At 55.5% G+C, this 13,973-nt stretch carries 13 protein-coding genes; 2 read left to right on the top strand and 11 right to left on the bottom strand.

What is annotated here, in order from left to right; all coding sequences use genetic code 11:
* Nucleotide 1: 1 nt before the first annotated feature.
* The 5 genes from ACQKPZ_RS11295 to ACQKPZ_RS11275 form a co-directional block, all read right to left on the bottom strand.
* The gene (locus tag ACQKPZ_RS11295; protein WP_427537791.1) at nucleotides 2-1,138 is read right to left on the bottom strand and encodes a hypothetical protein; all 1,137 of its coding nucleotides are present in this window, start codon (nucleotides 1,136-1,138) and stop codon (nucleotides 2-4) included.
* Between the two features lies 1 nt (nucleotide 1,139).
* The gene (locus ACQKPZ_RS11290) at nucleotides 1,140-1,895 is read right to left on the bottom strand and encodes a hypothetical protein (RefSeq protein WP_427537788.1); all 756 of its coding nucleotides are present in this window, start codon (nucleotides 1,893-1,895) and stop codon (nucleotides 1,140-1,142) included.
* Between the two features lie 12 nt (nucleotides 1,896-1,907).
* Nucleotides 1,908-2,753 (bottom strand): hypothetical protein, encoded by an 846-nt coding sequence (locus ACQKPZ_RS11285; protein ID WP_427537785.1) that lies wholly within the window; start codon nucleotides 2,751-2,753, stop codon nucleotides 1,908-1,910.
* Nucleotides 2,746-3,264, bottom strand: coding sequence for a type IV secretion protein IcmW (locus ACQKPZ_RS11280; RefSeq protein ID WP_427537782.1), 519 nt, complete (start codon nucleotides 3,262-3,264; stop codon nucleotides 2,746-2,748). Before ACQKPZ_RS11280 ends, ACQKPZ_RS11285 begins: the two co-directional genes overlap by 8 nt.
* Before the next feature lie 261 nt (nucleotides 3,265-3,525).
* Entirely contained in the window at nucleotides 3,526-4,296 is a 771-nt protein-coding gene (locus ACQKPZ_RS11275; protein ID WP_427537779.1) for an NERD domain-containing protein, read from the bottom strand.
* A 204-nt stretch (nucleotides 4,297-4,500) separates the two neighbouring features.
* Here ACQKPZ_RS11275 and ACQKPZ_RS11270 point away from each other — a divergent pair, with 204 nt between their 5' ends.
* Nucleotides 4,501-6,894, top strand: a complete 2,394-nt coding sequence (locus tag ACQKPZ_RS11270) for a TonB-dependent siderophore receptor (protein ID WP_427537776.1) — start codon at nucleotides 4,501-4,503, stop codon at nucleotides 6,892-6,894.
* A gap of 265 nt (nucleotides 6,895-7,159) precedes the next feature.
* Here ACQKPZ_RS11270 and ACQKPZ_RS11265 read toward each other — a convergent pair whose 3' ends face one another.
* From ACQKPZ_RS11265 to ACQKPZ_RS11250, 4 genes are all read right to left on the bottom strand, one after another.
* On the bottom strand, nucleotides 7,160-7,423 hold the full coding sequence (locus ACQKPZ_RS11265) for a DUF3077 domain-containing protein (protein ID WP_427537773.1): 264 nt from the start codon (nucleotides 7,421-7,423) through the stop codon (nucleotides 7,160-7,162).
* 88 nt (nucleotides 7,424-7,511) lie between these two features.
* On the bottom strand, nucleotides 7,512-7,754 hold the full coding sequence (locus ACQKPZ_RS11260) for a hypothetical protein (protein WP_427537770.1): 243 nt from the start codon (nucleotides 7,752-7,754) through the stop codon (nucleotides 7,512-7,514).
* Between the two features lie 420 nt (nucleotides 7,755-8,174).
* Nucleotides 8,175-9,365 (bottom strand): Fic family protein, encoded by a 1,191-nt coding sequence (locus tag ACQKPZ_RS11255; protein WP_427537767.1) that lies wholly within the window; start codon nucleotides 9,363-9,365, stop codon nucleotides 8,175-8,177.
* 6 nt (nucleotides 9,366-9,371) lie between these two features.
* Complete coding sequence (locus tag ACQKPZ_RS11250) at nucleotides 9,372-9,716, bottom strand: AlbA family DNA-binding domain-containing protein (RefSeq protein ID WP_427537764.1); 345 nt, start codon at nucleotides 9,714-9,716, stop codon at nucleotides 9,372-9,374.
* 427 nt (nucleotides 9,717-10,143) lie between these two features.
* On the opposite strand from ACQKPZ_RS11250, the gene ACQKPZ_RS11245 reads away from it, so the two are divergent.
* Nucleotides 10,144-10,542: a transposase gene (locus ACQKPZ_RS11245; RefSeq protein ID WP_427537909.1), complete on the top strand. Its 399-nt coding sequence runs from the start codon at nucleotides 10,144-10,146 to the stop codon at nucleotides 10,540-10,542.
* Nucleotides 10,543-11,143: 601 nt separating this feature from the next.
* On the opposite strand, the gene ACQKPZ_RS11240 is transcribed toward ACQKPZ_RS11245, so the two are convergent.
* Together ACQKPZ_RS11240 and ACQKPZ_RS11235 are read right to left on the bottom strand one after the other, a co-directional pair.
* Nucleotides 11,144-11,989 (bottom strand): hypothetical protein, encoded by an 846-nt coding sequence (locus tag ACQKPZ_RS11240; protein WP_402832228.1) that lies wholly within the window; start codon nucleotides 11,987-11,989, stop codon nucleotides 11,144-11,146.
* Nucleotides 11,976-13,631 carry an AAA family ATPase gene (locus ACQKPZ_RS11235; protein ID WP_427537761.1) on the bottom strand — a complete coding sequence of 552 codons (1,656 nt, stop codon included), beginning with the start codon at nucleotides 13,629-13,631 and terminating at the stop codon, nucleotides 11,976-11,978. The genes ACQKPZ_RS11240 and ACQKPZ_RS11235 overlap by 14 nt, the downstream gene beginning before the upstream one ends.
* Nucleotides 13,632-13,973 lie beyond the last annotated feature (342 nt).

Genomic DNA, 13,973 nt, shown 5'->3' with positions numbered 1-13,973 from the left:
CTCACTTCACCGACCGTGCAGCGGTTTCAGACAATACCTTCTGGTACCGCGCTTCCAGCGTGGCGTCGAGGCTTTCGGAAGAGGCAACTACCAATGTTGCCAGGTTGGCCAGCAGCCGCTGGTTCTGCTCGTACTGCTGCTGGTGGATCCACACCTCGAGCCCACCCATCTTGGCGGCCTCCATCAACAGCCCGCGCTGGGTCTGCCGCGCCAGGTTGCCCGACCACTGCTCCGCTTCCTTGCCACCGAAGTACTGGTTCACACGCAGCTTGAGCACTTCATTGGGCGATTTGTCGCCGAATGCCTTGCTGCGGGTGTTGGCGGCATTGATCATCGACAGGCTGTAGGCCGGTATCGACAGCATCGAGTCCTTGCGGTTTTTCTGCATCATGTAGGTTTCACCGGCCGGTGTCGCGCCGGCTTCCTTGGTCAGTGCCTGGTCGGGCGGGCCCATGACGTGCTGGATATAGGCAGTGCGTGCCTCGGTGGTGAGCGAGTTTTCTTCCGCAGGTTCGAACAGCAAGGCTGCGTTCGTGTCCCCGCCGGGCAACGTACTGAGTGTGCACAGGCCGGCGTTTGCCTCCGCCTCGGTACAGAACTTGTCACGATGCTGTTTGAGGCGTTGCTGCATGGCCTGGCCTGTGGAGGCGACCAGGCGCCCTGGGGACGCATCCAGTTCACCCACCGATGCCTTGGCCTTGGCTGCCATGGTGCTGAAGGCAATGTCCATCGACTTGTTTTTCGCCACCGTGCCGCACGGGTCGAAGCCCTGGCCGGTGGCTGCGTTGAAGTCGAGGTAGGCTTGGGCAACGGCTGAGTTCTGTTGCTGGGCGCGGACAGCGTTGACCAACTGCTCGGAGGTTTGTCGGTTGTTGTCCGCTACCACGTTTGCAGACAGCGCCTCTTGCTTGGTGGCAATGGCCACTGCCGAAATGATCTGCTCGAACTTGTACGTCATCTGAGTACCGAAGCTCGTGCCAAAGGCAGCAATGTTGGCGGACACGGACGCTGTCAGCGAGGCTATCTGCGCTGCCGTCCAGGCTTCTGCCGGGCCGAAACCGTACAGGGCGCCGTAGGAAACACTCGAAAGCATCGTCGACCCTACGACAATGCTGGCCAGTTTGAGCCGAAAATTCATATCACTGCCCTGTGAGCATTGGCACGCGACGGTCCGTCACTTGCCCTACAAGAGAATTGGCCGCCATCGCACTCATCGCTGCATCGGCAAGCTGTTGCGACTGGGCTGCATTGCACGCCACCGAGGTGCAGTCGATGTGCGCTTCTGCACGCTGATCGGTAATCATCGCGGTGTAGGCATACGCTGCAGCCTCGCCTTCAGGGGCGAGGGTTTTCTCGCTGAAGGGCCCGGCGTAATCGGTGTCCCACCCCTGCATGCCGTTGGCATTGAGCGAGCACATGCCCTGCCTGGCCTCGGACACGGTGCAGTAGGTATCGCGGTGCATGTTCAGCGTTGCCTGGTCGGCGGTGGCCCTGGAGCCGACGCGCTGGGAGGCGTAGGTGGCCATCAGCCGCGCGGTATCCTTGTCACGCTGCGAGACGGCTTCGACGAAAAGCTTGCCTTGCTCCTGGGCTGTGCACTTGATGCTGACCGGCTGCCCGACGGCGGAGTCGAAGGTGGTTGCAGCCTTCATGACCCGGTCCGACATGTCGATGGCCCCTACCGCGTTGGCCAGCTGTTTCTTCGAATCGCTGTCCATCTGCGAAACAACGTTGGCCGACAGCGCAGTTTGCTTGACCGTTACCGACCAGGCACTCATCTCGGTCTGCATGGTGCTGATGAACGTCAGCACCGAGGCCCAGGACAGTGCCTGGGCAGGCAGTGCCGTAGTACCAAGCCCAAGGCCAACGGCCAGGGCTGCCGCGACTTTCTTCATTGGCTGCCCCTCTTAGTTGAACAGGCCGGCAGCCGAGCTGGAGGACCCGCTGCTCGAACTGGAAGGCGCGCTACTGGTACTGCTTGAAGAGGTGCCGGACGAGGTGCTGGCGGCAGGCGCTACAGTATTGGTGGTGGCTGCGCTGCTGGTGGTTGTACCACCGCCGGTGCTGGCACCACCGCCGAAGTCGGTCTGTACATAGTTGAACGGGTTTACATCCACCGTGTAGGTAGCCTCGTAACCAGCGGCTGCGTTGTGGTAGCTGCCGCCCAGGTCCGGGTCTAGCGTGGTCATGCCCTTGCTGACCAAGCCATTGGTCAGGCCGTTCAGGTCGCCCAGCGAGGTGCCACTGCTGACCTTGCCAATGGCCTGGTTGATCGGGCTGGTGACCATCGAGGTAACCTGCTGGATTGCCGTACAGACCTTTTTCTGTGCGTACTGCAGAACGGCCGCCTGGGCCGAGGCCAGGATGCTGCCCAGGCTCGGGATGGAGCCGGACAGGTCGAACAGGCTGCTCAGGCCGCCGAAGCAATCTGCCGTGGCGCTGAACAGTGACTCGACATTCGGTGTTGCCGATGCCAGCTCGGTGTGGATCTTCAGCGCATCGCTGATGGAGGCGCCGATCGTCCCTTGCTTGGTGCCGTCGGCGCAGTCCTGGGCATCGGCCTTGATGGCATCGGCCACCACCGAATCCTGCTGTGAAATCAGGCTGCTCGATGTAGCGCCAAGGCTGCTGGTTGCTGCGAAGGCCGGGCCCGCCAGCAAAAGGCAGGCCCCCAGCACGCCGCCCAGGATTGCGCGTTTGCCCACAGAGTTGCCTACCGCCACCGCGACAGGGTTCAGCCGTCCGTTATACATCTGCGTAACTCTCCATGATCTGTGATATCTCGCGCAGCCGCTCCTCGGAGAAGATCTCGCTGAGCAGGTGAGCCTTGCTGAAGGCATCCAGCCGGTGACGAAACGCCGTGAGCTCCGCGGGTTGCGACAAGTCGCCCGCCAGCAGTGGCGCCAGCGCCGGTGTGAATGCTTCGTTGCGTTGCGCGACATACCGGACCAGGTACATGCAGCGCGAAGAGGTGAGGTGGGCCAGCAGTTCGGCAAAGGGTTGCGGAACCTGGTGCAGCACGCGTGCGTAAGCGTCGACGAAGGCCTGGATTTCCTGCATCAGCAACTGGGTTTCGAATTGCTGCGCGGGGGCATCCTCATCGAAATCCACTGCCCAGCGGTCAAGACGGTCCATGGTCATCAGGAAATTCACCAGCCGGGCATTGCGCGACGACTTGGCGAAATGCCCGAGAACGCCGTGTGCCGTGAGGTCAAGCTGGTCGATCGGCGGTACGCCCGCGTCGGAGATTGTGTGTTCGTCCATTCCCTGCACTCGATTAAAGCATACTGAAATACGCTAAAATGCATCCTGTTTCTTATTCTCTATCAAAAATCTTGGCGTATCAACTTTTTGACATGCTGATAGAGAGAAAAGCCAAGGGCAATTGGCCATCATTTTCGAGTGATTGCGGGGGCGCCAGCGCATTGGGCTGGCGCATTCGTTTGATCGGCGAAGGGGGCACTGGCAGTTCGCGAAGCGCTACCAGAGCAGGTGCCGACGAAATGGCGTGAAAGGTGGTACCGGTCAGAAACTCTGCATGGTTCGGCATTTGGGGAATGTCGAGCAACCCCAGAATTGCTGGCCAGCTTTTGCGCCAGATTTGAAGGTTCTGACAATCAGCGCACTTCCACATTTTGGGCATTGCCGTTCTGCACTCGGGTCGCTACGGCGTTTGAGGTTCTGTACATGCTCGCGATGAGTCGCGAGGGTAGGGGCTCGGCGTCCGGTTTGCAGTGCATGCAGCATTGCATCAACCTCGGCCTCGCTGAACACCTGTTGCTGGAACGACTTCATGTAGCGAATGAATTTGCTGCCCTGGGTAACATTCGGCGGCATTTCGGTCTTGAAGGTGCTGTCGCCAACAAAGGTGATCACCGAGTGCAGGTGATCGGCACTTACACCCAGTGTCGCTTCCAGTGCTTTGAGGTGCTTGTAGTTCTGGCGCAGCGGGTTCTGGAACTTGAAGGTGCGTTTGTAGAGCTTCTGCGTCCACTGTGCCTGCTTTTCGCTGCCAAAAATCCAGCCCCCCATGTTTTTCGTCTCCAACACGAAGATGCCGTAGACCGAGACGAAGACATGATCGATCTGAGTGGTGCCATCCGGTGTGTCCAGGGTGATGTTGTGCAGTCGGCGGTAGGTGTGCTCGTCCAGTTTCAGCCATGCGAAGTACCGCACCAGCAACTCTCCGAGATAGCCTTTGGTTTCTGGTCTTTTGAGGATGAACAGCAGAATGACGAGTGGGACGAACCAGCTCAGGGTTGCCCAGTTCTGGCTGATGATTACGTTAAAGTCCATTTCTTGAAGCTCCAGAGATCCTTGAGCCTGCGGACTTTACCGAATCAGATAAGGTGGCACGATGAGATTTGTCCACCAATGCTGTATGCGATGCGACATAGGTACCAAGTGAAAAATAAATGAGGTGTTTTCTCATTCTCGTTCGGCTTGTAGGTAAGGCCGGATTACAGGCCGCCCCGCCGACCCCCTACACGGAGCGAGAGAATGAGTTTTACCCCGGTTCCACAGCGCCACCCATTGAACCGTGCCCTGCACGCCGCACTCTTTGGTCTGGTTGTCAGCGCCTACGCCTTGCCGTCGCTGGCGCAGCCTTCGAGCGCTGACCACAGCAGCCCGCTCAAGCAGTGGAACATTCCTGCCGGCCCACTTGCGCCGGCCCTCGACCGCTTTGCGCGGGAGGCGGGGATCAGCCTTTCTTTCGATGCGCAGAACGTGGCCAACCGCAATACCCAAGGGGTGCAGGGCGCGCTGGATACCAAGTCGGCATTGTCGTCGTTGCTGCAAGGGACCGAGTTGCAGCTTGAGCAGCAGGGCCCTGCCGCCTACCTGGTGGTGCCGCAGCCAAAGCCTGCCGGCCCGCTGGAGCTGGGCGCGACCGAGGACTACCGCCTGGCGCCGGTCATCATCAACGCCAAGGTCAAGGCCAGTGCCGATGACGACACCAACTCGGTGGTTGCCAAGGAACTGTGGGTTGGCGGCAAGGTGGCGACCAGCATCCTCAATACGCCAGCTTCCGTGTCTGTGGTGACCAACAAGGAAATGCAGCAGCGCAGTGTCAGCACCACGGAAGAGGCGCTGCTGTACACGCCGGGCGTGGTCAGCGACTTCTACGGCTCGGACGACCGTAACGACTACTTCCAGATCCGCGGCTTTCAGGCCACTACCTACCGTGACGGCCTGACCTTGAGCTCGATGCGCGGTGTGCGCGAAGACCCGTTCGCCTATGAGCGCATCGAGATTCTGCGCGGCGCCAACTCCACGCTGTTTGGCCCGGCAGACCCGGGCGGCTCGGTGAACTTCGTGACCAAGCAGCCGCGCTTCGAAAAGTTCGGGCAAGGTTATGTGACCTATGGCTCCTATGATCACGCCGAGACCGGTATCGATGTAGGCGATGCCTTGAACGATGAGCAAACCCTGGCTGGCCGCTTCACCGCCAAGATGCAGAACAGTGACCGCGAGTACGACCATTCGCAGGACGACAACCGCTTCGTGATGGGCGGCCTGACCTGGGCGCCTACCGACTTCACCTCGGCTACGGTAATCCTCGACTACCTGAAGACCAACAGTTCGCCAAACAGTGGTGGCTACCCACTGGACAAGGAATACGACCGCAGCGATTTCTTTGGTGAGCCCAGCTACAACTTCCACGATGTGGAGCGCACCAGCCTCAGCGGTAACATCACCCATGACTTCGATAACGGCTTCACGCTGCGCAGCAACCTGCGCTACAGCGAGCTGAGCGATGATTTCGGTTATGTCTACCTGAGTGATCGCGCTTCGCGTGTTGGCACCGTCATCCCCCGCTACGTGTTCGGCACCGACAGCGATGCCGACCAGCTCAACGGCAACCTGATGTTGCAGTACGATGCGCAGTTCGAGCACATCGACAGCAGCACCTTGGTGGGTGTGGAATACCTCGACTCGAGCACCAAGCAAAGCTCGGTCTACAGCCTTGCGCCGTCTATCGACATCGCCAACCCGGTATTCACCGGCGTTCCGGGCGGCGTCACGCCCTATACCCGCAAGAAGAACGACGCCACCACCAAGGCCGTGTTCCTGCAGCAGAACCTGTCCTTCTATGACCGTGTGATTGCGACAGCGGGTGTGCGTAATGACTCCATGGACCTGTCCAGCACCGAGTACGTCGGTGGCGTGAACAAGCAGAGCGACAACTTCTCCGAAACCTCGTACCGCGGTGCGCTGACCTACATCGTCAACGATGAGGTCTCCACTTACGTGAGCATGGTGGAGTCGGTGTCGCCTCCGCAGGTTGGCGTAACGCCGCAGACCGGCAGGCAGTACGAAGTGGGCGTGAAATATTCGCCAATGGGCATGGATGCGTTGTTCTCTGCTGCCGTTTATGACCTGACCCAGGAAAACGTTACCATCGCCGTGGTGTTGCCGAGCGGGATCATCGAGCAGCAGACGGTGGGTGAGTCCCATGCACGTGGCCTGGACCTTGAGGCCAAGGCGCAGGTCACGCAAAACATCAGCCTGATCGGTGCTTATTCCTACATGGAGACGGAGGTGCTGCGGGGCTCGCTGTATGACGGCTCTTCGCTCAAGGGCAAGGAATTCACAGTCGCGCCGAAGCATACCGCCTCGCTGTGGAGCTACTACGACATTCCGGATACCGACGTAAGCGTTGGCCTGGGTGCGCGGTATGTTGGGGGCTACTACATGGATGCTGCCAACACCAAGAAAAGCGATGGGACCACGCTGTTTGATGCGGCTTTGAACTACAAGATTGCCAAGGGCACCGACCTTGCGCTGAATGTCAGCAACCTCTTTGACGAGCAGCATGTGGTGGGTTCGGGGACGGCAAACTACTACAACCCGGGGCGTGAGGTGACGGCCAAGGTCAGCTACAGCTGGTAAAACGGCGGCGGATGGCACGGGCTTCGCCCGTGTTCGCGGCTAAAGCCGCTCCCACAGGTGCGGCGCATTTCTTCAGCATGGCGTGGTCCCTGTGGGAGCAACTGTCTTGCTCAATTTCTACAAGCTGGCGCGATCCCTGTGGGAGCGGGCTTGCCCGCGAACACGGGCGAAGCCCGTGCCATCCACCGCGTTGCCTGCTTCGCGGCGGTTCGACGCCTCGACGCGCCCGCTCTCACAGATGCCTGCCACATTCAGCCTTCAGGCTTCAGCGCATCATGCCTAGTTCGGCATCATCAAGCAGTGCCTTGCCCAACGCGCACAGGTAATGCGCGGCCCAGATCAGCTTGGGTTTGTCTTCCATCAGCCCATCGATGGTCAGGTCCCGCGCATAACCCATCAGCTCTGAAGCCTGCTCGCGGGCGCTCTGGCAAGGGATGCCAGCTTCAATGCGAAACAGTGGATGAGTCTGGTCTTCGCCTTGAAAGAAGATGGTTTTACCGACTGTGCATTTCGTGTCTTCGCTGGTCATTGATCAATCTCCCTGGTCTTGTGGTTGCCTGGGCTGGCCCTATCGCCGGCAAGCCGGGCTCCCACAGGTTTTCTGCTCGGTATGCGAATCAATGCATCGGTTGCGGGGTCGCTGGCTGCTGGATTAGCGCAAGCGCTGATTCGAGTAATCGCCGCAGGGTTTCAAGCTCGTGCATCGACGCCATGATCAACACCGAAGCGGGTGATCTCGGCTGCATCAGCATCGCCTGCTGGGCTACGGCTTCTGCGCAGAGTGCGTAGTCCGAGGCCAGCGTGATCGTGTCTTCCAGGGAGTGGAGGTGGTGGGGTGGGTCAGGAACAATCTTTAGCATTTTGCTGTGTTCTCGATAGGGGCCACCGCCAACCCGCTGTCAAACGGAGAGGTGGCAGCTGTGCATGGGTTGACAGACCGGCGAACACAGAAACCGGCGCACGCGAGCGTGCCCCATGCACAACCGCCATGAACGGTTGAGCGCGCTGTGTATCGTTGCGGCCTGTCAAAGCCGGTCGTTGATGTGCAACGACCCACCGAGACTAAAACCCTGAAAAAATGACCGCAACGGAAAACAGGCGCTGGGAGTATCTTTGGGAAACGCCCTACAAGGAAGGGGTTAAATCCGACTTTTTGACCTGCAGCTCCCTGTTCTTCGCAGACATGTTTGGCACCAGAGGAACGCCACGGCCCCTGGCGCGGCAGCTCGGAGGTGTGTAAAGCGCTAGATTGGCTGACCCACAGAAGTGGCTGTTGGGGCTTAGTCGTCTGAGGGGCTTTGTTCGGCGTTTAGCGCTCTGCCGGCCGCAGTCAGGCGATAGCGTTGTTTGCTGCTGCTAGGCTTTTCTGGAATGGTCATCTCGACCAGGCCCAGCCTCAGTAGCGGCGCTAAAACCTGTTCGCGGAACTTGCTGCGGTTGCTGCGCCCGACGAAAGCCATTAGCTCTGACACAGAGTGATCGACTTTCATCCTGCACAGCAGCGATATCTGCTCTTGCTTCAAAACCAGGTAAATTCCGGCTTGTTCTTCAACAGCGGACTTAGCCCTTACCTGGTCCCGACTTGGTCCCGACTTAGTCCCTACCTGGTCCCGACTTGGTCCCGACTTGGTCTCTACTTGGTCCCCAGTTGGGCCTGGGAGAGGCCCTTTTTCCACCACGCGCTGAATCACGACCTTGAATTGATTGCTCTGCTGGTCGTCTTCCAGCCGGATCATTGGCCAAGCATCGATAGCGCGCGGGATGCCGGTGCCCAAACCGCGATAGGGGAGGATGTGTACAGCGTGAGAGGTGAGTGTCGGGTTACGGCGGTTGGACAGGCCGAATCGGATTTTGTCGGTATCGAGCATGTCAGGCAGGTGCCCAGGGCTGATCAGCTCGATGCGATCGACGAAAATCATTATCCGGATTGAGGCGCTGATAAAGTAGTCTCGATGGATCAGGGCATTGACTAGCAGTTCTTCGAACACTTCCTCGGGCACTTCCAACTGGCCGAGAGTGTTGAAGCCTTGCCGGCCCTGCACGTGGCGCAGGTTACGCTTTATGAAGGCCAAGCCGCGTCGGTATTGCTCCTGCAGGTTGCCGTCGATGTCTTCGCTGTCGAGATACTGACGGTCATGCAGTACCGTACCCGGAAATGCCACCGCTTTGATGTCGAACGCAGGGCGTAGCCGTTGTGGCGCTTTACCGAACAGCAACAAGCCAGCCAAATTGGGTATACCGCCACTGGCAAGCCCGAGGTTATCCAGGATGCGGGCGGTTTCTAAACCGGTGTGCTCGGGGCTTTGCCGAAATCGGCGTTGGAAGTACTCGCCAAGCGCTTTGGCGTCGATATCCGCCACGCTACTGTCTGCCACCGGTACCGCATCGGCGCAAACCAGCCCGGCCTGCTGAAACAAACGCTGCAGTTCTTCACGGGCGGTGACTCGACGTTTGTCGGCGCCGTTCTTCACCCAAATTCAGCCCTGGCTGTCGACGTAGGGTTTATTCAACCCTTGTTCGACGGTTACCACCATGACCAGGCCTTGTTCGGTTTGAAGGTTGCTGGATAAAGGATTGATCGCCGGGCGGACATTCTGGGAGGCCGCGTTAGAGAGCAACTGATTGAGCCGCGCAACATCGGTATTGCTCAATCCGCTCACCGTACCGGAGTCCTCTACGCCAATCAGCAAGCAGCCTCCGGCCGTATTGGCAAACGCCACCAGTTCGCTCGCCAAAGCATCGACATTGTTGAAATCGCGCTTGAACTGATGGTGGCTATCCTCACCGCGGGCAAGGATTTGCTGAAGATCGGTAAGGGTCATGACGCCTCTCTGGGTGGACGGGCGATGGGTCGGAAGGCCGAGGCATTATCCCTCATGGGCGAGTACGATGGCCAATCCGGTGCTTTCGTCGACACTAGGGGTCGCATTTGGTACGTGCAACGGAAAACAGGCGCTGAGAGTATTTCTGGGAAACGGCCTGCGCTGAAGGCGAAAAATCTGATTTTCTAGCTTCCCATCCGGCAAATCCCAGACACAAAAAAAGACGCCCGTGGGCGTCTTCTTTCTAGGATTTGGTGGGCCGGGGTAAACTGAAACAAGTCGGTATCTTTCTGTTTTGGCTGACTAATAATTGATTGGTCCAATCGCTTGGAATACCAGTTGGAACGCTGAGTGGTCTGGATTCCGATGGACGGTTCTTTTGAGAAAAAGCCCCCAAAAGCGAATCGGGGCCAAATCGATCAAGCATATGGTCGCGCTGTTGATTGTTGCCCCTGTGCTCGCAGGTGCAGGGGCTCCTAGGCTCTGCACGAAATCCAATCGGCTCCCTTCGGAAGCTGAAATTCTGCATGGTTCCCGGCCATCTACGGAAAGGAAATCTGTGATGGCAAAGCGGTACGAAATCTCGGAGCAGACCTGGGGTGTGGTTTCCCATCTCTTCATTGAAAATCATGGCCGAGGGCGGCCGCGCCTGAGAGATCGTCTGACGCTCTATGACGTGTTCTGGGTACTCTGCTCGGGCGCTGCGTGTCGAGCTATGCCGGAGCGCTCCAGCCTATGGTCCACAGTGGTATCAACGGTTTCGAAGCTGGCAGATTCGGGGGACGTTCGATCAAATGCTCAAACGCTTGCAACTGAAAATGAATGAGCAAGCCTTGATCAATCTGCAAACCTGGATGATGGACTCAACTGCTGTACAAGCAACCCGAGACTCCTCTTGCAACCGGGATAAAAGAGAGCCTGCCGATCACGCTCTAGGCCGCAGTCGCGATGGGCTGACAACCAAAATCCACATGCTCTGCGACGCCAACGGGACACCACTGGATTTCCTCCTATGGCGATCAAGCCTGTGACATCAGCTACGCCCAACCACTCCTGGACGAAGTCAGCATTCCATCGAGCCAACGTGGCCGGCCGCGCAAACGCTGCAAATTGTTGCTTGCCGACAAGGCCTACAATACCAAAGCGCTTTGCCGCTACTGCGACCAAAATCTAATGCAGTCCGTCATTCCGATGCGCTCGATGAAACGCAGACTCAAGCCTGGCGTCACCCGGATTGTTTGACCGGCCTAAGTAGCGACAGCGCAACATCATCGAGCGTATGTTTGGCTGGCTAAAAAAGAACCGCCGCATCGTAATACGCTTCGACAAACTCGCGAAAAGTTATGCCGCCATGGTCTCACTGGCTTGTTCCATGCAGTATTTGCGATATCTATTTTCGTATAATGTTAGACCGGCGCCTCAATAGTTCATTGATTCTCGATCAGGCCCAATTCTTGAATTCTATTTAGCAGCAAGTAATTTCGATCTTTAGCGCTCATGTCAAGAATACCTCGAAGGCAGGCAGCTCCCCAGCCATAGTTTAGCTGCGCACGCGTCATGACACTCAACTCCTTTTCGATCTCCGCCACCCATCCATCCGGCTCATCAATATCTAATCGCGCGGCAAGGCTTCCAATTTGAGAGTTTGTAACCTGCCGAAATTCACGACGATCAATACACAGTTTAATATGCGCAGACACCCTAAGTTGCTCATCAGCGGATAATTTGTCACCTCTGAAATCCAATTCAAAATCCAGCACAGTTCCGCTCATATCAAATCTCGTCACAAGCTCTATTCGACCAAATAAATCTTTATCAAAAGCCGGATGCAGTAGCTTGTATTTAATCCCATTTTTATGCCTACTTCCTCGCTTGCGATTACACGCATTGCACGATGGGACGAGATTAAAACTGAAAACGGAAAACTCAGGAAAAGGGTTTTTTGGAAGATAATGCTCTACCGTTCCAACTGAAAGATTTCCACACATAGGGCATGAAGTCAGTTGTGCATCTCGAATTCTATGAATCCAGTCGAATCCATGATTTTTGGATGCGCCCTCATATAGCCGATGTAGAAGCGTTACAAGTTCATCGCTGACATCGGCAGCAGGAAGCTGAGGGCTCCCTTCAGTTTTAAGATAAGCGCCATACGCAACACGAACTCTCTCGCAGTCTTCCGCTAGATAATCAAAATTGCGCGCAAGTCTTTTCAGTAATGAAATATCAGAAACCATTTCTCGTGGCAAATAATAACGCATTTCAATGATACTCATCAGGCCGAGAAATTCTATCCTTGATCTCCATCAACATTTCAATGTTGAAAATATCCTTATAGGCTTCCACAATTTTATCAAATGGCATTTCAGTCTTTGCGACAATCTCACTCACCTTTCTGTGGTAGGCGTCGACAGTGCTATCGCCAAATACGGCAAGCGAAATATCCGTCACACTCGCGCCAAGCGTACGAAGGTAGGGATTGTTTATTGAAGATCGTAACCCCTCCCGCTGCAATATATGAACGCAATGTGTAGGCACTTCACGTACTACATACGCAGAATGAGTGGCAATAATTGCCACAGAGGATGTGCGCTCCAATATTTTATAGAGGAACATCATATAGTCACTTACAAGATTGGGGTGGAGGTAGGTTTCAGGTTCATCAATTAATAAAAGCGTTCCATATCCCGCCAAGCATAAAAAATGTAACGCAAAATTAAAAATACTTCGCTGACCACTACTGAGAGCAATGACCGTCCTACTCCCGTAAGCCAAAAAGCCCGGCTCGCGATTTGTGTCGATTGTACCCAATATTTCAAGCGAGCGCTGCTCGCTCGTCATGTGACTAATGTAGCTCCACCTTTCACCTTCAGCATCAAACACGTAGTGCCCTTGCGGACACTCTCCAGTTACTGGAATGGCCAGTAACTCCATCGGCAGAATACCCTTCAGAACGTCAGCGAGGATTACATTTTTAGGGTCATCAAAATTTTCGTTTTCAATCCTTAGCAAATTAGCAAGCAAGTAAGTTAAGTTGTTATTGAAGCCTTGAGTCTCAGATCTCGCAGTGGTGTTAAAAGCATGATATTCAAAACGACCAACACTGTTTCCGCGCGGCAACGCAGAGGCAGGATCAGAAAAGTATGACACCACGCGATTAAAACCTGAGCCTTCGGGCATTTCGAGCGAGCCCGCATCAAATGCTAACGACTGATGGCGACCAGTGTACAATTCAGTTGCAGGAGCACCATGCACTTCGTTACAACTCATACAGGTTGCCGCAACCAACCGTGCAAGCAGATTAGTTTTTCCTGTACCGTTCACCCCGACCAAGCAATGGACTCGGTCATCGAAAAAACGATGTTGTCGATATTCGATATTAAGGATTACTGAATTCTCAGAGCCTGGCAATATGGCCGAAAACTTAAATGGAAATTTAGCATCATGTGTCGGACTTTTGACATATGCACTAGGGTAACCATTAATCAACGACAAGTACGCATTCTCATAACGCAGTACACCCAGCCGGAACTGTGCACTTCGTATTAAGGTGTCATAATTGTGCGACCCCGCAGTATACCTGTATGAAACATCATGCAGCGCTTCTAAAATATAATTCAAGTCTTCTATTGGAAGTCGGTCGCCAATCAGTCTGTATTGCTCTGGTTCCGACAATAAAGTCTCAAAGTTAAAAATCTCCCCGTTTGGAAAATCTGGCAAATTATCCGAGTATTCCCCTTGTTTCCCTGCGCAGGGCAACAAAAACGCCGAAAGTTTTACCGATTCTCCACCATATTTGAATATAAATGTCGCATGATAATTATAGCCAAAATCATTCCATCTTGGCCTGCGAGCATAAACCTCGATGAACTCACCAAAGCCTATTGGCGGGTAATGTAGCCGAATTTTCCAACTCATTTATACGCTCCGTAAACGCCGCGACTAAAAATTTCCCCGGATGCCCAAGTGCTACTTTTGGGCAATTAATCACATCTTTTATAGATGCTTTCAGCGCGCATGCAAACTAAGATAATCGCACGCGTACAAACTAACAATCAATAGGGTGATATCATATCGCCGTCATGCTTCAGAAGTTAAATTAACCAGAGTCACATCTATTACAGAGCTTATAATAGCATTCCGTCTTCAAAGTGAAAATTCAGGAAATAATCAGTGCCCCCAAAGGCTGCAGCCTAGGTACTCTTCGCGGATGACAGATCATGGTTGGAAGTGGTCGCTCTTACCCCAGTCGGTCAAAGA

Source organism: Pseudomonas sp. NPDC089547, assembly GCF_050280665.1.
Lineage (GTDB): Bacteria > Pseudomonadota > Gammaproteobacteria > Pseudomonadales > Pseudomonadaceae > Aquipseudomonas.
The sequence above is the reverse complement of the archived record's forward strand: the minus strand, read 5'-3'. Positions and strand labels throughout refer to the sequence as shown.